General features: G+C 40.6%; 21 protein-coding genes. 6 read left to right on the top strand and 15 right to left on the bottom strand.

Features of this window, described 5'->3' with window-relative positions:
- The first annotated feature begins 587 nt into the window (after positions 1-587).
- The gene (locus tag J5X91_RS12215) at positions 588-1127 is read left to right on the top strand and encodes a gamma carbonic anhydrase family protein (protein ID WP_011326765.1); all 540 of its coding nucleotides are present in this window, start codon (positions 588-590) and stop codon (positions 1125-1127) included.
- A 4-nt stretch (positions 1128-1131) separates the two neighbouring features.
- Here the strand turns inward: J5X91_RS12215 and J5X91_RS12220 are convergent, their stop codons facing one another.
- Together J5X91_RS12220 and aroE are read right to left on the bottom strand one after the other, a co-directional pair.
- Positions 1132-1386, bottom strand: a complete 255-nt coding sequence (locus J5X91_RS12220) for a DUF1488 domain-containing protein (RefSeq protein ID WP_011326764.1) — start codon at positions 1384-1386, stop codon at positions 1132-1134.
- Positions 1383-2207, bottom strand: coding sequence for a shikimate dehydrogenase (aroE, locus tag J5X91_RS12225; protein ID WP_179807557.1), 825 nt, complete (start codon positions 2205-2207; stop codon positions 1383-1385). Before aroE ends, J5X91_RS12220 begins: the two co-directional genes overlap by 4 nt.
- Before the next feature lie 54 nt (positions 2208-2261).
- On the opposite strand from aroE, the gene J5X91_RS12230 reads away from it, so the two are divergent.
- Entirely contained in the window at positions 2262-2699 is a 438-nt protein-coding gene (locus J5X91_RS12230; RefSeq protein ID WP_179807558.1) for a group II truncated hemoglobin, read from the top strand.
- Positions 2700-2759: 60 nt separating this feature from the next.
- Here J5X91_RS12230 and hemF read toward each other — a convergent pair whose 3' ends face one another.
- From hemF to J5X91_RS12260, 6 genes are all read right to left on the bottom strand, one after another.
- Positions 2760-3710 (bottom strand): oxygen-dependent coproporphyrinogen oxidase, encoded by a 951-nt coding sequence (hemF, locus tag J5X91_RS12235; protein WP_208834945.1) that lies wholly within the window; start codon positions 3708-3710, stop codon positions 2760-2762.
- 1 nt (position 3711) lies between these two features.
- Positions 3712-4275, bottom strand: coding sequence for an L-threonylcarbamoyladenylate synthase (locus J5X91_RS12240; protein ID WP_208834935.1), 564 nt, complete (start codon positions 4273-4275; stop codon positions 3712-3714).
- A 24-nt stretch (positions 4276-4299) separates the two neighbouring features.
- Entirely contained in the window at positions 4300-4875 is a 576-nt protein-coding gene (locus J5X91_RS12245; protein ID WP_011326759.1) for a topoisomerase DNA-binding C4 zinc finger domain-containing protein, read from the bottom strand.
- 248 nt (positions 4876-5123) lie between these two features.
- On the bottom strand, positions 5124-5597 hold the full coding sequence (locus J5X91_RS12250) for a DUF494 family protein (protein ID WP_208834936.1): 474 nt from the start codon (positions 5595-5597) through the stop codon (positions 5124-5126).
- A 20-nt stretch (positions 5598-5617) separates the two neighbouring features.
- The gene (gene dprA / locus J5X91_RS12255) at positions 5618-6709 is read right to left on the bottom strand and encodes a DNA-processing protein DprA (protein WP_208834937.1); all 1092 of its coding nucleotides are present in this window, start codon (positions 6707-6709) and stop codon (positions 5618-5620) included.
- 28 nt (positions 6710-6737) lie between these two features.
- Positions 6738-7859: a LysM domain-containing protein gene (locus tag J5X91_RS12260; protein WP_011326756.1), complete on the bottom strand. Its 1122-nt coding sequence runs from the start codon at positions 7857-7859 to the stop codon at positions 6738-6740.
- A gap of 118 nt (positions 7860-7977) precedes the next feature.
- Here J5X91_RS12260 and def point away from each other — a divergent pair, with 118 nt between their 5' ends.
- The 4 genes from def to trkA all read left to right on the top strand — a co-directional run bounded on the left by def (position 7978) and on the right by trkA (position 12235).
- Complete coding sequence (gene def, locus J5X91_RS12265) at positions 7978-8481, top strand: peptide deformylase (RefSeq protein ID WP_011326755.1); 504 nt, start codon at positions 7978-7980, stop codon at positions 8479-8481.
- Between the two features lie 36 nt (positions 8482-8517).
- On the top strand, positions 8518-9483 hold the full coding sequence (fmt, locus tag J5X91_RS12270; RefSeq protein ID WP_208834938.1) for a methionyl-tRNA formyltransferase: 966 nt from the start codon (positions 8518-8520) through the stop codon (positions 9481-9483).
- Positions 9476-10771: a 16S rRNA (cytosine(967)-C(5))-methyltransferase RsmB gene (rsmB, locus tag J5X91_RS12275; protein WP_011326753.1), complete on the top strand. Its 1296-nt coding sequence runs from the start codon at positions 9476-9478 to the stop codon at positions 10769-10771. Before fmt ends, rsmB begins: the two co-directional genes overlap by 8 nt.
- An 87-nt stretch (positions 10772-10858) precedes the next feature.
- Complete coding sequence (gene trkA, locus J5X91_RS12280) at positions 10859-12235, top strand: Trk system potassium transporter TrkA (protein WP_011326752.1); 1377 nt, start codon at positions 10859-10861, stop codon at positions 12233-12235.
- 75 nt (positions 12236-12310) lie between these two features.
- Here the strand turns inward: trkA and J5X91_RS12285 are convergent, their stop codons facing one another.
- From J5X91_RS12285 to pepQ, 7 genes are all read right to left on the bottom strand, one after another.
- On the bottom strand, positions 12311-12526 hold the full coding sequence (locus J5X91_RS12285) for an EF-hand domain-containing protein (protein ID WP_086996434.1): 216 nt from the start codon (positions 12524-12526) through the stop codon (positions 12311-12313).
- A gap of 68 nt (positions 12527-12594) precedes the next feature.
- A complete protein-coding gene (locus J5X91_RS12290) occupies positions 12595-12807 on the bottom strand; it encodes a calmodulin (protein ID WP_011326750.1) in 213 nt (70 codons plus the stop codon).
- Positions 12808-12956: 149 nt separating this feature from the next.
- Entirely contained in the window at positions 12957-13169 is a 213-nt protein-coding gene (locus J5X91_RS12295; protein ID WP_011326749.1) for an EF-hand domain-containing protein, read from the bottom strand.
- Positions 13170-13636: 467 nt separating this feature from the next.
- A complete protein-coding gene (locus J5X91_RS12300) occupies positions 13637-14308 on the bottom strand; it encodes a flagellar brake protein (protein WP_011326748.1) in 672 nt (223 codons plus the stop codon).
- Positions 14309-14347: 39 nt separating this feature from the next.
- Positions 14348-15799, bottom strand: a complete 1452-nt coding sequence (locus J5X91_RS12305) for a TrkH family potassium uptake protein (RefSeq protein WP_011326747.1) — start codon at positions 15797-15799, stop codon at positions 14348-14350.
- A 49-nt stretch (positions 15800-15848) separates the two neighbouring features.
- Positions 15849-16463 (bottom strand): YigZ family protein, encoded by a 615-nt coding sequence (locus J5X91_RS12310; protein ID WP_208834939.1) that lies wholly within the window; start codon positions 16461-16463, stop codon positions 15849-15851.
- Positions 16464-16541: 78 nt separating this feature from the next.
- On the bottom strand, positions 16542-17864 hold the full coding sequence (gene pepQ / locus J5X91_RS12315) for a Xaa-Pro dipeptidase (protein ID WP_182684422.1): 1323 nt from the start codon (positions 17862-17864) through the stop codon (positions 16542-16544).
- Positions 17865-17932 lie beyond the last annotated feature (68 nt).

The raw sequence follows: 17932 nt of genomic DNA on the forward strand, positions 1-17932 counted from the left end.
AGTTTTATGTCTTTCGACAGCTCAATGAATTCTGAATTTATTTTAATATCTTTCGATATTGAATTGACTGTGCCGAATAATTACCGAAATAACTATTCTGTTGGTCACTCAGTTTTCAATTGAGACTCTAATTTGTTTGCCTTACTTAGCGAACTAAGCTTGGCTGTTAGAACTCAATCTGTACGAGTGCCCACACAGATGATTGCTTTATATTGTTAAAGAACATTTTGAGTCGCTTTAGCGTCTCAAGGGATGCGTATAATACATCCTTTATTTTTCGAGTCAACACTTTGTTTTAAACTTTCTTTTTGGAAGATTTAAAACGAAGTTTTATTTAACTCTCTGAGTAGTTCGTGTCTCGCTAGGCGTTGACGTTTCCCGTCTCAGTGGGGTCGCATTATAGGGAGATCCGAAAACAGATCAAGCATTTTTTACTGAAAAACTAAAAAAAAACGACGTTCGCTCAGTAACTGAGCTAAAGCGCCTAAAACTGATAGTTTTATAAACAATTACTGCTTTTGTGGCACTTAAATAAGCTCTGCTGTTACACTCATAATTTAATATAACTGTTAGTTAAAGGTGCAGATATGACAATCCGTTCTTATAAAGGTGTTATCCCTTCATTTAATGCGTCTGTTTATATAGATGAATCATCGGTATTGGTTGGCGATATTACTTTGGGTGATGATAGCAGCGTGTGGCCGTTAGTTGCTGCCCGTGGTGATGTAAACTATATACGCATTGGTGAGCGTACTAATATACAAGATGGTAGCGTGCTGCATTTATCGCGAGCAACCAAAAGTAACCCCGAAGGTTATCCGCTTATAATTGGTGATGATGTAACGGTTGGGCACAAAGTTATGTTACATGGTTGTCAGTTAGGTAATCGTATATTGGTGGGAATGGGCGCAATTATTATGGACAATGCCATTGTTGAAGATAATGTGATTATTGGCGGGGGTTCATTGGTGCCACCAAATAAGCGTTTGGAGTCTGGTTACTTATATGTAGGCAGTCCAGTTAAGCAAGCTCGAGCGCTTACCGAGCAAGAGCTTACATTTTTAAAAGTATCTGCGGATAACTATGTACTGCTTAAAAATGAGTACTTAAGTGACGACGTTATATAAGCACTTAGCTAATTAAGCTGACTTCTATTTGGCCTGCCGAGTTGTAACTTTCATCTTCGATAAGTTGCTCGGCGCGCTCTTCGTAATCAAAACGATTTTTTTCAAAATAACTTGTTGCATGACTTTCATCGGTCAAACCTAAACTACTTACCGCAATAACACATTCCACCAGCATGCCATTTACTTGTGCAAAAAAGACTAATTGGTGCGCTGGCTCTCTAAATTCTAACCTATCTATAAATTGTATTGCTTGGTTCATGTAAGTGCTCCCTGTTTTAGTGCATTAACGACAGGTAGTATTGCAGGCATTTTATTACGCCATACATAATATGCCTGGGCAGCCTGACCAACTAGCATGCCGCTGCCATCCAGCAATTTAGTCTTACTATTATACTGCGCTACCCAATTCATAAAAATGGTATTTTGCAGTGAATAAAACATGTCATACGCTACTTCACAGTTAGTAATATGTTTTTGATCAAGTGCTGGAAGCTCGTCATTCATACTGCTAGAGGTAGAGTTTATGATAAGCGCATAATCGTTTTCTGGTAGATTGTTAAAACCATAACCCGATACATTCCCATGTTGAGCAAACAACTTTGCTAAATTTTGTGCTTTTTCGGCGGTACGATTAACAATAACAACTTCCTGTGGCTGATGATCCAGCAAGGGTAAAACAACCCCCCTTGCAGCCCCGCCTGCGCCTATTATTAAAATACGTTTACCGGTAATACTGACATTATTAGCCAGCAGATCGTTTACAAAGCCGATGCCGTCGGTGTTATCGCCTAGTAACGTGCCGTCTGTTTGCTTTTTTAAGGTATTTACTGCACCGACAATTTTAGCTAAAGGTGTGAGCTCATCTGCCATTGCAAAAGCCTGTTCTTTAAAGGGCATAGTTACATTAGCTCCCTTACCGCCTTGAGCAAAAAAATTCGATACTGTTTTTTCAAAGTTATCGATAGGTGCTAAGATTGCGCGATAGTCGATTTGCTCACCTAAAGAGATAGCAAATTGTTTATGTATCGCGGGGGATTTTGAATGTTTTATTGGATTTCCAAAAACCGCATATTTGTCCATTTTAAAGCAACCTCTTTGCAGTAGTAATACTGCCTATTAACGATGATAAATAATATGATTAAACGACTTTTTTCAAAATCTAAGCCCACCACAATAGAGCAAACACCCACACCTGAAAAAACACCTTATGAAATACTAGGTGGAGAAGCAGGCGCACTTGCTATTGCAAATAGATTCTACGATATTATGGCTACAGATGAATACGCTAAACCATTATATGATATGCATCCTCTGCCATTAGATAGAATTCGCCAAGTGTTTTTTGAATTTTTATCTGGCTGGTTAGGCGGCCCAGACCTATTTGTAGCAAAACATGGCCATCCTATGCTGCGTAAACGCCATATGCCTTTTACCATTGATCAAGACTTGCGCGACCAATGGATGTACTGTATGAATAAAACATTAGACCTTGAAGTAGATAATCCATTACTACGAGAAGGCCTTAAGCAATCGTTTGGACAGCTAGCGAGCCATATGATTAACCAGCATTAACGCATAACGCTAAATACAAAAAGGCGCTATGTAGCGCCTTTTATATTTACACGAGAAGCCTTAAAGCTGGCACTCTCTAGCAATTAAATCATTTGGTTGTGTACTCAACCATTGCTGAGGGCGTAAGTAATACTGGTATAACTTAGCCTCAGCACTCTCTGCGTCTGGAGTGTAGTTATACTCCCAACGCGCTAACGGTGGCATAGACATTAATATAGATTCGGTGCGACCACCCGTTTGCAAACCAAACAGAGTGCCTCTATCCCAGACTAAATTAAACTCTACGTAGCGGCCACGACGATAAAGCTGGAAGTCGCGTTGCTGCGCTGTGTATTCATCTTTTTTACGACGCTCTATAATAGGTAAGTAAGCCTCTAAAAAGCCATTACCTACTGCTTGCGTAAAGGCAAAGCTTTGCTCAAAACCCAGTTCATTTAGGTCGTCAAAAAATAACCCACCTACACCGCGTGTTTCATCGCGATGCTTTAAATAAAAATATTCATCGCACCAGGTTTTGTACTTTGGATACAACTCATCGCCAAATGGTGCACATAAGTCATGTGCTACTTGATGCCAATGTACTACATCATCAAGTACAGGATAAAAAGGGGTTAAGTCAAAGCCACCACCAAACCACCATATTGGTTGTTCGCCTTCTTTTTCGGCAATAAAAAAACGCACATTGGCATGACTGGTTGGTATATGTGGATTTTTTGGATGAATAACCAATGACACACCGCAAGCATGAAAGCTTCGCCCTGCAAGTTCGGGTCTGTGTGCGGTTGCAGATGCGGGCATAGAGGCACCAAATACATGCGAGTAGTTAACACCGCCTTGCTCAATAATATTACCATTAGTGATAACGCGTGTACGTCCGCCGCCGCCTTCGCTACGCTGCCACTTATCTTCTATAAACTTAGCTTTACCATCGGCTGCTTCAAGGCCTTGGCTAATAGTGTCTTGCAAAGCCATAAAGTAGGCTTTTACTTGCTCTAATAATTCACTTTGCATATTAACCTCTAAATACTTTGCCATTCATGGCATCTTTAATTGTACTTGGTTGCGTATTACCACCGAGTGGCTCATCAACATAATAACCTACCTGCTCAGTAAACTGGCTTTTAGCCTCGGCAATGCTTAATACTGTATTTTGACCGCTTAAATTAGCGCTAGTTGATACCAGTGGCTTACCAAACTCTTGGCATAAGCGCTTTACGGTTGGATGGTTAGTCACCCTAACTGCAATAGTGTCATACTGCCCAGTTAACCACTTTGGGGTGTTTTTAGCTGCGGGCATAACCCAAGTAATCGCATTTGGCCAACTTGAAAAAATGTCGGCACGTTTATCCATTGGGATTTTGGCATCATCTACATATTTTAATAACTGCCCGTAGTTATCGGCAATTAAAATAAGGCCTTTTTCGACCGGGCGCTGTTTAATAGCCAGTAGTCGCTCAACTGCTTGTTGATTATCTGGATCGCAACCTAAGCCATATACAGCTTCTGTAGGGTATAAAATCACTTCGCCTTGCGCTAAACATGTTATAGCAGCAGCTATAGTAGATTGTTCTGACAAAATCGTCTCCAGGAGTTTTAAACGTTATTCAGTGGCTGCAAGTTTATGCATACAACTTTTTTGCGGGCATTGTAACACAGTGCTATTAGCCATTTTTCTCTCAATCAGCAGTGGCCAGTTACATTCTGGGCACGATTGCTCAACCGGTTTATTATTCAGCGTATATTTACAGCTTGGGTAGCAATCGCATGAATAAAATATTTTACCAAATTTATTACTACGTGAAACTAAACGGCCTTTTTTACATTTAGGGCAACTAGGTAATGGTTCTTCATTTTGCTTTGCCTCGTTTTCATTGGCAATGTAATGACACTCTGGATACCCTGTACAACCAATAAACATACCGTAGCGGCCATTTTTTACCACCAGCTGCTTACTACATTGTGGACATGCGGAATCTTCTAGCACTTTTATTTCACTGCTATCGTGATGCGCCAACGGGCGAATAAAATCGCACTTGGGGTAGCTGGCACAACCTAAAAATGGGCCTGATTTACTATTGCGGATCACTAACTCTGAACCACATTGTGGGCATATCTCATATTCTTTTTCTAGGGCGTGCTTATTCGCCGAGAAAAGCGAATGGTCGATTTTACTCATGGTGATCCTAAAGGTTGGTGAATTTTCGCCTAATATACCCAAAACACTTAAAGATACAATAGCTATACCCATTACATTAAATTAGCGGCCAATTATAGCGTAAAAAGTACGGTGCAATAATAAGGCAAAGATTATGGCATATACTTGCTATATAAATTACTTTTTCGAAAGTACTTAAGCAATTTAATTTACTCGTATGCTCATATTTTGTATTAAATAGGTATTAATAGGTATCTTGAATTTAGGTATTAGTGAAGTAAGTCGCCGGGCTGGTCAAATATAAGATCTTCCATTTGCTCACAAGCCACTTCTGCTCCGGGTATATTAAATAGCACCATTAACACCACCCACTTTAAATCGTCTAACCCTATAAAAGATTTATCTAGCGCTGCTAAGCGGTCCATTAACATTTCACGGGTAATACCATTAGTAACGCCAATGCGTTCAACAAACATTAAAAAATTACGGCACTGCACATCCAGCATTTTGCATTCGTGGTCGGTAAATATTCTCATTGTTTGTGGCGAGTCAGTGATTAAATATGGTGATGTGTCACTATGCTGTAATTCGGCTAGCTGCTCTAGCCAATCTAGTGCTTTAAATATTTCGGCTTGATTAAAACCAGCTCGTAATAATTCATCGGTCAATTCGTTAGGTTCAATGAAGAGCCCAGCGTCGTTGTGAATATAGTTTTCAAAAAGATACATAAGCACTTCAAACATATCACCACCTCGCATTTAGCTTAAGTATTTAACCTGATGTAACCATCTAAAACTCGCTCTATTTGATCATCTAGCTCCAAGTCCAGCAATCTGGCTTGCACTTTATCAATTGGCCACTGAGCACGGCGAACAATGTCATCAACACTGGTTACCTCAAAGCCAATACTATTTAACACCTCACACTGGGAGTCTTTATTGGTTTGGGTTGACTGCTCTGGAGTTAAAAAACCACTTTGATAAGCAAAGCTCACCTCATCAAGAATATCACTTACATTCTCCACGAGCTTAGCACCTTGCTTAATTAAAAAATGACTCGCTTGGGCAAGTGGGTTTTTAATCGATCCGGGAACAGCAAATACTTCTTTATTTTGCTCCAGCGCATAGCGTACAGTAATAAGCGAACCGCTTTTAATTTCAGCTTCAACAATAAGTACCCCCAGCGACAACCCCGATATAATACGATTACGACGCGGAAAATTATGTGCATTCGCGGCAGTACCAGGTAAAAACTCACTTACAAGCAAGCCCTGCTCTAATACTTGATTTGTAAGTAGCTTATGCTGCTTAGGGTAGTAAATATCAACACCGGTACCCAGCACGGCAATGGTTTTTCCGCTGCCAGCTAAGGCCCCTTTATGCGCAGCTCCGTCTATACCGCGGGCCATGCCTGAAGTAATAGTGATTCCAGCTAAGGTAAGTTGATATGCAAACTCAGCAGCTATTTCCAGCCCGGTGGGAGTGGCGTTACGGCTCCCAACTATGGCTATTTGTGGGCTAGTTAATAACGACACATCGCCTTTGCAAAAAAGCAATAAAGGCGCACTGGCTATTTGTTTTAAATCTTCGGGGTAAGCGGCATCAAAAATACTAATAACCGTTATATTATTGTGTAGGATTAACTGTTCATAATGCGTAATTTGCTGCCAATTAGTGTGCAACAAATTAGTAGCTTGATTAGCACTTAGTCCTAATTGCAGTAATTGCTGATGAGATAAGCCAAACAATGACTCAAGGGAATGGTTTTTAGATAGTGCTAAAAGGGTTTTAATACCCAACCCTTTACACATATAAAAGGCAAGCCAGTGGGCTAGCTTGCCAGATGACTGATCCATGCTCTCTCCTAGAGCACCGACTCGCTACTTAATGAATAACTGCAATATCTCCAACGCGAATTGGGTGCTGATTTTTAGTTATTAGCGCATAACTTACGTTGTCATACACCTTAAATACAATTAACTCACCTACTTTTTCTTTCGGCATTTTCCAAACCGTACTTCCATCATCGGGTTCAGCACCAAAAAACTCGTTAGCATTTGAAATTAACTTCTCAAAGCGACTTGAGTCCTCGGTGTAACGAGGACCACGAGGACCATCTATAACGCTTGGTGATTGGCGTTCAATATCAAGTACATGACCCACTTCTACTTGCTGCTCTGATCCTAAGTTTAGCACCACTACATCCATAGTGCTAAATTCTCTAGAATCGCTTGGCGAAGCAATAACATAACCCAATACAGCCTGGGTAGGACGATGCATATTAAAATACGCTGGTAGCATTTGCCCTTCCATTGCTGGAAGTAAAAAGTCGCCTTGTTTTATTTCGCGTTTCACCGACTCAACTCTGACCGATGCAGGCTCACCATTAGCGGCATCACCTTTTCTAAAGGCGCGAGCCATACCAACATAAGCAGCACGATTAGCAAGTACCCTTCCAGTTTCTGGGTCTAAATATGGCTTACCTTTATGATAAATTGCATAAGCTTGGTGTAACTTTAAATCGCCTTTAACGTATAAAATATGCCCTAACGTTTGTGTTTTCGTGTTCTCGTTTGCCCCTAAAATATAAGGTTTAGCTTTTATATCGTCGCTATTTATAGCTTGCTCATAAGTTATATAAGGTCTGATCATTTCTAGTGGCAAGGTGGTAATTGCATTTTTGCCTTTAGGGGTAATTCGCCCCTGAGGAGACAGCTTTCGGTACGCTTTATTTATCACTAAACGTGGATTTCCCTGCGCATCGTAGATTAATGCTAAGGCATCGCCGGGATAAATAAGGTGAGGGTTATTAATTTGCGGGTTCAATTGCCACAACTCAGGCCATAGCCAAGGTTCGTTTAAATAAACCCCAGAAATATCCCAAAGTGTATCGCCTTTTTTCACAACATACTGTTTAGGTGCATCTTTTTTTATTTTTAGCACATCAGCATAAGTAGAGAATGCAGCACCTAATGCAACGATAATTGCAATTAATGGAGATTTCATTGGGCTTCCTTGTATTGTTTTTTCATTATTATTGACCAAAACCTGTTAAAGGGGAACGCGAATGGCTAAAATAAGAGCATACAATACCCTAAATTAAGCATAAGTGTAAAAGGTAACTATGGCTACGTTAGAAGTTTTAAGATTCCCAGATGAACGTTTACGTACAATAGCACAAGAAGTTGCACATGTTGACGACCAAGTCCGTGTGATTATAAAAGACATGCTAGAAACTATGTATGATGAAAATGGCATTGGTCTTGCTGCCACACAAGTTAATATTCATCAACGCATTGTAGTGATTGACGTATCAGAAGAGCGCAACGAACCACTGGTATTAATTAATCCACAAATCATTAAAAAAGACGGTACAACCGTAAGCGAAGAAGGCTGCCTTTCTGTGCCTAACTCTTACGCAAAAGTTGATCGCGCAGAAACGGTTACTGTTGCCGCGCTTAACGAGCAAGGCGAAGAATTTGTACTAGATGCAGATGAACTACTGGCTATTTGTATTCAACACGAACTAGATCACCTTCAAGGTAAGCTTTTCATTGATTACTTATCGCCATTAAAGCGCCAACGTATTCGTAAAAAGCTTGAAAAAGAAGCCAAATTTGCAGAATAGTAATAAGCACCGTAACAAGCACCTTAGGAAAACTCAGTGACTCAACCATTACGCATTATATTTGCCGGTACGCCGGACTTTGCCGCACGTCATTTACAAGCGCTGATACAAAGCGAACACAAAATAGTGGGTGTGTATAGCCAGCCAGACCGCCCGGCAGGTCGTGGTAAAAAATTAAAAGCCAGTGAAGTCAAAGAGCTCGCACTTGAGCACAACTTACCGGTTTTTCAGCCACAATCACTAAAAACAGAAGACGCCTTAAATGAGCTTACTAGCCTTAATGCCGACATCATGATTGTAGTGGCTTATGGCTTAATTTTACCTAAAGCCATTTTAGATGCGCCGCGATTAGGCTGTTTAAATGTGCATGGTTCTATTTTACCACGCTGGCGTGGTGCTGCCCCGATTCAACGTGCTATTTGGGCAGGTGATGAACAAACCGGCGTCACCATAATGCAAATGGATGAAGGGCTAGATACTGGCGACATGTTACATATAAGCCGCTGCCCTATTAGTGCCACCGAAACCAGTGCCAGTTTATATACTAAATTAGCTGATCTTGGCCCTGGTGCACTTATTGACACTATTAACAACTTAGCGAATGGTAAAATAACCCCTGAGCCACAAAATGATGCCGCGGCTAATTACGCTAAAAAGCTCTCAAAAGACGAAGCCAATATTGACTGGTCTATGAGCGCGGCGCAAATTGAGCGTAACATTCGCGCGTTTAATCCGTGGCCGGTATGCTTCACCCAAATGGGAGGGCAGCCAGTAAAAATTTATCAAGCACATGTTGTAGAGCAATCAAGCAACCAGCCTGATAATAACGGGCGCGTTCTGTCGAGCGACAAAAATGGCGTTATTGTAGGTTGTGGCGAACATGCTTTATGTATTACGCAATTACAACCGCAAGGTAAAAAACCAATGGCAATTAACGACTTTTTAAATGGTCGTAGTGACTGGGTTACTCCTGGCACAATATTAGGCGAAAATAATGAGTAATGTTCCAAACGTACGAGCGCTTGCCGCTGAAACTTTATATAACGTAGTTGATAAAGGCGCTTCGCTTAATCAAGAACTACCATTTGCCAGCCAAGGCTTGCCACCTAAAGATAAAGCCCTGCTACAGCAAATTTGCTATGGCGTTTTACGCTATTTACCAAGCCTTGAAAACTACTGCCAACATTTAGTTGAGGAGCCGTTAAAAGGTAAGCGTAGAATATTTCAGTTTTTATTGTATGTGGGCATTTACCAACTACAACACATGCGTGTTCCGCCACATGCGGCAATTTCAGAAACTGTAAATGCACTACAACAATTGCGTGCTTTGGGTTTAAAAGGACTTATTAACGCTATTCTACGTAGTTTTCAGCGCCAACAACTTGAGCTTGAAGAAAAAGCCAAACTTATTCCGGTGTGTTTATACAATCATCCAAACTGGTTTATCAAACAAGTTAAAGAAGCTTATCCTGATAGTTGGGAAGATCTGCTTGCAGAAAACCAACAGCAAGCGCCTATGTGGCTGCGTGTAAATCAAGCGCAATACAGCACGCAAGAATACAGCGATATGCTAACAGCTAACGATATTGAGCATACACTTAACCCTGATTTTATAGATGGGATAAAGTTAGCTAAACCACGAGATGTATTTTCATTACCCGAGTTTGATACCGGTGCTTGTTCTGTACAAGATGCTGCTGCACAGTTAGCTGCGCGCTTTTTAGAGCCTAAAGATGACGACACTATTTTAGATGCCTGCGCCGCGCCGGGTGGCAAAACCTGTCATATTTTAGAATTGGCCGATGCTGAGGTACTTGCCCTTGATAGCGATGCAACTCGCCTAGAGCGTGTTAAGCAAAACTTAACTCGTATAGGCTTAGGTGCCGACCTACAATGTGGTGATGCATCACAACCACACACTTGGTGGGATGAAAAACAGTTTGATCGTATTTTACTCGACGTACCTTGCTCGGCTACCGGTGTTATTCGCCGCCACCCCGATATAAAGTGGTTGCGTCGTGCATCAGACATTGCCGATTTAGCAGCATTACAAGGCGATATACTCGATAGTATTTGGCCGCTTCTAAAGCCAGGTGGCACCTTGGTATACGCTACTTGCTCAGTACTCCCTCAAGAAAACCAACAACAAGTTGCTAAGTTTTTAGCTAATAACAATGATGTTGAGCATATTCCTCTACATGATAAAGACACGCCCACCACACCTGGTTTACAGTTACTTCCTGGTGAAAGCGATGGCTTTTATTACGCTAAACTAGTTAAAAAAATATAACCTATACAGCACACAACAATTAGCTATCTATCTTATTTTAGATAGCTAATACTTCATAGCAATAGGTACTTATAACACTGGTAAATAATGAAAATAATCATACTCGGAGCTGGCCAAGTAGGCGGCACACTAGCTGAAAATTTAGTTGGTGAACAAAACGAAATAACGGTCGTTGATATTGACGGCAACCGCTTACGCGAGCTTCAAGATAAGTATGACCTACAAGGCGTTGCTGGTCACGGCGCTCACCCAGATGTACTTCGCAGAGCCGGTGCGGAAGACGCCGATATGATTATCGCGGTAACCAGTTCAGATGAAGTAAACATGGTTGCCTGCCAAGTTGCGTATAGTATTTTTAATACCCCGACTAAAATAGCCCGAATTCGTTCTGAGCAATATTTAAAGTATCGTGAAAAGCTGTTTCATAACGATGACTTGCCGGTCGATCACTATATTGCTCCTGAGGCATTAGTAACTAAGTACATTCGCCGCTTAATAGACTACCCAGGCGCATTGCAAGTGCTGCAGTTTGCCGATGGCATGCTCTCTTTGGTTGCTGTAAAAGCTTACTATGGCGGTTTATTAGTAGGTTATGCGCTATCTACGCTTAAACAGCATATTCCCAATGTGGAAACTCGTGTAGCCGCTATTTATCGCCAAGGAAAAGCGATAAAACCTCTAGGCACAACAATTATTGAAGCCGATGATGAAGTGTTTTTTATAGCAGCCACTAAACACATCCGCGCCGTTATGAACGAACTCCAAAGGTTAGAGCGTTCATATAAAAACATTATGATTGCTGGTGGCGGTAATATAGGCGCAGGCCTAGCGCGCTCACTGGAAAAAAATCACAGTGTAAAATTAATTGAGCGCAGCAAAGAGCGCGCCGAGCAACTCTCTGAAATGCTCGACAACACGATTGTTTTTTGCGGAGATGCGTCAGACCAAGAGCTATTGTCAGAAGAGCATATAGATCAGGTTGATGTGTTTATTGCGGTAACCAACGATGATGAAGTAAATATAATGTCGGCCATGCTAGCAAAACGTATGGGCGCACAAAAAACCATGGTACTTATTCAACGCAGTGCATACGTTGACTTAGTACAAGGCGGCGATATTGATATTGCAATTTCACCACAAGAAGCCACTATTTCGGCATTACTTACTCATGTTCGCCGCGGCGATATTGTTAACGTATATTCACTACGCAAAGGTGCAGCTGAAGCTATTGAAGCTGTTGCCCATGGTGATGAAAACACATCTAAAGTAGTTGGCCGAACTGTAAGGGATATAAAACTCCCAGCAGGTACTACCATTGGTGCTGTAGTACGTAACGACGACGTGCTTATTGCCCACGACGATACCATTATTATGTCGGGCGACCATGTCATCATGTTCTTAATTGATAAAAAGCACATTAATATTGTAGAAAAACTATTTCAGGTGAGCGCTATATTTTTATAGCAGTACATTGTTGGTACTTTAAACACAAAAAAGCAGCTTAGTTAAGCTGCTTTTTTAATATAGGGTACTAAAGCTTTATTGTACTTTGGCAAACTCTTCTTTAGAAAGTTCGCCATTACCGTCAGTATCTAGCTGATCAAATATTTTTACTAACTGTGTATTTGCCGCAGCTTCTTGCTGAGAAATAACACCATCGCCGTTGGTATCAAAAGAGGCAAAATCCACTGCTGCATAGGCTGCTGCTGAAGACGCTAAAACTAAAATCGCAAGTGATGTATTTAATACTTTCATAATAATCTCCTAAAAATGAGAGGTCCTTCTCAGAAATCCCTGGCTGTGAAAAATAACCGAAAAAGTAATTAGTAGTTAGCAAACTCTGCTTTAGAAAGCTCACCGTTACCATCTGTATCTAACTCTGCAAATTGTGCGATTAAATCGGAATCTACCGACGCTTCACTTTGGCTAATTGCGCCATTACCATCTACATCAAGGGTATCAAAATCACTTGCTGCAAAAGCGGCTGATGACGATGCTAGAGCGATAAGTGCGAGTGCTTTATTTAACTGTTTCATAATTTAATCCTTTACTATGTTATTCAATGCTTTATCAAAAAATTAGATATACTAAGGTTTATACTTTCCTTGTTATTCTTTTTCATAAGCTCCCTTGCTTACTTAGGTTGTCTTTGGCAACACAGAATTTTATCAACCTTGCATTTTGCTTATGCTTTAGAAAATTCTTCTTTTGATAACTCACCGTTTTGGTCAGTATCAAGCTCTGAGAAAATACTCATTAACTCTGCATCAACAGCAGCTTCGCTTTGACTAATTGCGCCATTACCATCTACATCAAGGGCATCAAAATCACTTGCTGCAAAAGCGGCTGATGACGATGCTAGAGCGATAAGTGCTAACGTTTTATTTAATGTTTTCATAATCAATCTTCCTTCAAAGTTTATGTTAACTGCGATTAAGTGCTTCACTTTAAATCACGTTTAATGCAATACAGCTTAACTATTACAACTTCGATGCCAACATTTAAAACATCAATAACTTCAATTAGTTAAAGGTAACATGCACTTAAAGGTGATAATTAACTATCTATTTTTGTTGCCTTTTTGCAACACACTTTAAGCCCAAACAATAAGTTCGAACAAATTCAATGCCTTACAAAAAACAAAAAATGCCACAGATTATAAATACACACTGTAAGGAGACTGTTTAGCTGAGGTATTCAACTCGGTTACAGCTGAATAATTTTTGAAATGAAAATAACCAATAGCTTTTACTTTTATAAATTATTGTTTTTATAGATTATTTTATTTTTATCAATGCAGGTATGCGTTATTTAAAATTAAATTTAATAAATCGCTATTTTGTTGCAAAATAGCGAAATGTACAGTTACTCGGTTTCTGATTGGAGTATTGAAGGGTCAATAAAGTGATCCCCCATAAAGCTTTTCATTTCTTCTTCGCTGGCTAATAGCTTTATTCCACAGTAAGCACCTTGAACGTGTTCTTTCACGCTACAAATTTCTCCCTGAAAGTCTTTAACTTGCTTATTACTACTATCGAGGATGATTGAGCATTGCATCCCTTTAATATTTTCAGCCTGGGTTTTGTCTTTAAGATCAAACTTTACGCCCGTTAGCGAAATATCTTTAATTACCCCGTCGAGTATCCTGTCATCACTAAGTTTTAGCTTGGCCGATAATAAGGTAGGTATACGAGTTTGCGAGCGTAAATCGAATAACTGCACTTGCTTTGGGTAATTAATAAAAAGTAAGCGTGCGGGATGAGATGCAACTGACATTATTTGCTGACGAAAAGCGATAACCTGCCCACCACTTCCCTCTATTAGTGCTCTTACTACCACCATTACCCCATCGTGCAGGTAGTCGCTTGCTGTAGGCAGGCGCTTTGAGCTCGGATAGTTTAAAATAATAAATCGATTTTCGAGCAAACCTATAAACTCTGTTTTTACACGCTTGCTGGCTGTTGGTGTTAAAATTTCAAGATCAACCATGGCACCAGACATTATTTGGTGTAACTTTTCTAGGTTAGTTGTTGGCATATCCTTTTCCCTAATACTCTTTATAAACTAACAATTAAATTATCCGCGCCAAAATGTAGGCGTAAACAGCACTAATAAAGTAAATATTTCTAAACGGCCAAATACCATAGCAATAGTAAGCAACCATTTAGCACCATCACTAATAGACCCATAGTGCGATGCAACATCTCCTAAGCCCGGGCCAAGGTTATTTAAACACGCTGCAGTAGCAGAAAATGCTGTAATGTTATCCATACCGGTTCCCATCAGCGCTAGCATAATAATTATAAACACCAATGCGTACGCTGAGAAAAACCCCCATACAGCTTCTACTACTTTGTCTGGCAACGCTTTGCTGCCTAACTTGATAGAATATATAGCCCGAGGATGCACTAGCCTATTAAGCTCTCGCACGCCTTGTAAGTATAGTAAGAATACGCGCACCACTTTCATACCGCCACCGGTAGAGCCCGCACAGCCACCTATAAAGCTCGAAAATATAAGCAGTATTGGTAAAAATAATGGCCAAGCCGAAAAGTTATCGGTGGCAAATCCTGCCGTACTGCTAATTGAAACAGCATGAAATAGCGCTTGGTCGAGTGTTTCATCGCCATTCGCATACACTTCATGAGACGAAAGCACGGTAAAGCAAATCACCACCAGCGCTAACTGAATACATAAAAACACTTTAAACTCAGGGTCGCGAATATAAACACTGATATTTCTACTTGCTACCGCAGCGTAATGCAGTGAAAAGTTAATGGCTGCAATAATTAAAAAGAACACACAAATAAAGTTAATTACTGGGCTATCAAAATGCCCCATAGAGGCATCATAAGTAGAAAACCCACCAATGGCGACCGTTGAGAACGCATGGCTTATTGCGTCAAACCAATCCATACCTGCAATCCAATATGCCAAGGTACACGCAAGCGTAATTGACACATATATATACCAAAGGTGCTTTGCGGTGTCGGCAATTCGCGGGGTCATTTTAGAGTCTTTTACTGGCCCTGGTATTTCGGCGCGATATAGCTGCATACCACCAACCCCTAGCATAGGTAAAATAGCAACCGCCAATACAATGATCCCCATACCGCCAAACCACTGTAGTTGTTGGCGATAAAATAATACCGATTTAGGCAAGTACTCTATACCGGTTAGTACCGTTGCTCCGGTGGTGGTTAACCCCGAAAACGCTTCAAATACCGCATCAGCCAGTGATAGGTTTGGCTCTTGTAAAAATATCAGCGGTAAGGATGCAAACGCGCCAAGTACCAACCAAAACAACACAACAATTAAAAACCCTTCCCGCGCTTTTAAATCGCCATCTTCGTGGCGGTTAGGGTAATAAGCCATTAAGCCAATAGTGACACTAAAAATAAAAGCCAAAACAAAAGGAACACCACCACCGTCTTTATAAATTAAAGACACGATTGCCGGAGGCACCATGGTAATACTAAACAGTGCAACAAGTTGCCCAAGGATTTTTATAATGGTACGAAATTGCATTTAGCGTATCGCTTTTATTATTAGTAAGTTTAACGAGTAAGATATTGTCTTACTCTTTAATGGTTAACTCAACCGCGCCGTGGCTTAAATCAAAAATATCTTGAATTGCTTGCGTCGCTTGGCGGCTATCAATAGTAATAACCCATTCAATATTAGCAGTAAATTGCTTATCGATGTTAAGCACTTGATACTTCGTTTTTAATAGTTGCTCAATAACGCCTTGCATACTGTATTCACTACTACCAATTAGCTCAATACTTGGCACTTTATTTATCGTTGATAAGTTAGCTAATGCATTATTTAATGTGCCCCCATAAGCACGTACTAAACCGCCTGTACCTAGCTTTATACCACCAAAATAACGCGTAACCACAGCGGTAACTTCACCAAGCCCTGAGCCCATAAGCACATTTAACATGGGTTTACCGGCGGTGCCATTTGGCTCACCATCATCTGAAAACCCATACACATGGCTTCCTCCTGGTTTACCCGCTACGTAAGCCCAGCAATTATGCCGTGCATCGGCATACTTAGTTTCAATACTTTTTATAAACGCTTTAGCTGAACTTAAATCTGGGGTATGTGCAATATGCACAATAAAGGTGCTTTTTTTAATCTCTTCTTGATGAAAAACATCTGCTGCTGGGTATTTATATTCTGACATTCGTTGATGAACCAAGTTATAAACCAAAAAATGGGGCCAACAGGCCCCTCTTTATAATACAGCTAGTCTAACGCGTGATTAATCTAGCGCTAAATTTCGTGTCATATTCTCAAGGCTATCTTCGTGTACTATGATGTTATCTTCAATACGAATACCACCATAAGGCTTAAACGACTCTACCTTTTGCCAATTAATAAACTGTTTATTATCGGTTTGTGCTAAATCGCCTAGCAAAGAGTCGATAAAGTATAGCCCAGGCTCAATAGTAAACACTTGGTTTTTTTCAATTATGCGAGTACAACGCAAAAATGGATGTCCCTCTGGAGCTGCTTGTTGTGCGCCCATTTCATCAGCCATAAAACCACCCATGTCGTGCACTTGTAAACCTAGGTGATGCCCTAAACCATGTGGGAAGAAGGTAGAGGTAATTTTACGTTCAACTATTTCCTCAGCCGGTAGCTTAACAATATCAAAGTCGCTAAGTATTTGTGCAACGCTATTGTGACACTCAACATGTAAATCACCATAAAGCATGCCGGGTTTTAACCCCGTACCTAACTCTATTTGCGCTGCAGTCATTGCTTGCACTAGCTCTGCAAATTCGCCTTGTTTTTTAAAGTCATACGTACGGGTAATATCTGCCGCATAGCCATTAAAATTAGCGCCTGCATCTATTAAAAATGAGTTGTGTTGCTGCGGTGCTTTTGCCTCAAAGTGCGTGTAGTGCAAAATGGCGCAGTTTTCGTTTAGCGCCACAATGTTGCCATAAGGCATTTCGTTTTCACTTTGGCGAGTTGCCATTAAGTAAGCTTGCTGAATATCAAACTCACTGCCACCATTAAAAAAGGTATCGCGGGCAGCTTTGTGGCCATCTACTGCAATACGGTTGGCGTTGCGTAAACATTCAAGCTCATATTGGGTTTTATAAGCGCGGTGGTAATGAAAGTAATTTAGTACCGGCTCAGGATTCATAACACTAAAGCCTAGTGCTTGTGCTACTTCTAAGTATTCGCCCACATAAGCGTAGTTAGCTTTGTCGTAGGGCAATAGCTTTTCAACCTGATCGGGCTGTAATAACAATTCAATGTCAAAATACTCAGCCCAAAAATCGCGCGGCTCATCTGGCACTTTATGCCAAAAATCAACCGGACGATAAAAAATAAGTTTAGGCTTGTCGCTACCATTTACCACAATCCAGCAATGTGGATTGTCTAGTACAGGTAACCAAGCTTTAAAGTGTGGATTAACTTTAAACGGATAATACATATCATCTAAAAACTGACGCTTAGCTTGGCCCGAGTGAATAACTAATCCCTCTAACCCTTCACGTTCACAAATTGTACGAGTACGTTGTTGCAGTGTTGCAATATGTTCGGCGTATAAAACGGCTAATTTATCCATAATAAACCCATCTGTTGTATTTAACTTGCTTTGAGTCTACCACACACATAATCCATACCCAAAGCGCT

The sequence above is a fragment of the Pseudoalteromonas sp. K222D genome, assembly GCF_017653575.1.
GTDB classification, from domain to species: Bacteria; Pseudomonadota; Gammaproteobacteria; order Enterobacterales; family Alteromonadaceae; genus Pseudoalteromonas; species Pseudoalteromonas nigrifaciens.

Coding starts and splice junctions, on each gene's coding strand:
- J5X91_RS12290 (WP_011326750.1), bottom strand. CDS start 12,807: ATGAAACAGTTAAATAAAGCACTCGCACTTATCGCTCTAGCATCGTCA.
- J5X91_RS12300 (WP_011326748.1), bottom strand. CDS start 14,308: ATGCCAACAACTAACCTAGAAAAGTTACACCAAATAATGTCTGGTGCC.
- def (WP_011326755.1), top strand. CDS start 7,978: ATGGCTACGTTAGAAGTTTTAAGATTCCCAGATGAACGTTTACGTACA.
- J5X91_RS12220 (WP_011326764.1), bottom strand. CDS start 1,386: ATGAACCAAGCAATACAATTTATAGATAGGTTAGAATTTAGAGAGCCA.
- J5X91_RS12295 (WP_011326749.1), bottom strand. CDS start 13,169: ATGAAAACATTAAATAAAACGTTAGCACTTATCGCTCTAGCATCGTCA.
- trkA (WP_011326752.1), top strand. CDS start 10,859: ATGAAAATAATCATACTCGGAGCTGGCCAAGTAGGCGGCACACTAGCT.
- J5X91_RS12215 (WP_011326765.1), top strand. CDS start 588: ATGACAATCCGTTCTTATAAAGGTGTTATCCCTTCATTTAATGCGTCT.
- pepQ (WP_182684422.1), bottom strand. CDS start 17,864: ATGGATAAATTAGCCGTTTTATACGCCGAACATATTGCAACACTGCAA.
- J5X91_RS12245 (WP_011326759.1), bottom strand. CDS start 4,875: ATGAGTAAAATCGACCATTCGCTTTTCTCGGCGAATAAGCACGCCCTA.
- aroE (WP_179807557.1), bottom strand. CDS start 2,207: ATGGACAAATATGCGGTTTTTGGAAATCCAATAAAACATTCAAAATCC.
- J5X91_RS12310 (WP_208834939.1), bottom strand. CDS start 16,463: ATGTCAGAATATAAATACCCAGCAGCAGATGTTTTTCATCAAGAAGAG.
- J5X91_RS12230 (WP_179807558.1), top strand. CDS start 2,262: ATGATTAAACGACTTTTTTCAAAATCTAAGCCCACCACAATAGAGCAA.
- rsmB (WP_011326753.1), top strand. CDS start 9,476: ATGAGTAATGTTCCAAACGTACGAGCGCTTGCCGCTGAAACTTTATAT.
- hemF (WP_208834945.1), bottom strand. CDS start 3,710: ATGCAAAGTGAATTATTAGAGCAAGTAAAAGCCTACTTTATGGCTTTG.
- J5X91_RS12260 (WP_011326756.1), bottom strand. CDS start 7,859: ATGAAATCTCCATTAATTGCAATTATCGTTGCATTAGGTGCTGCATTC.
- J5X91_RS12285 (WP_086996434.1), bottom strand. CDS start 12,526: ATGAAAGTATTAAATACATCACTTGCGATTTTAGTTTTAGCGTCTTCA.
- J5X91_RS12250 (WP_208834936.1), bottom strand. CDS start 5,597: ATGTTTGAAGTGCTTATGTATCTTTTTGAAAACTATATTCACAACGAC.
- J5X91_RS12305 (WP_011326747.1), bottom strand. CDS start 15,799: ATGCAATTTCGTACCATTATAAAAATCCTTGGGCAACTTGTTGCACTG.
- dprA (WP_208834937.1), bottom strand. CDS start 6,709: ATGGATCAGTCATCTGGCAAGCTAGCCCACTGGCTTGCCTTTTATATG.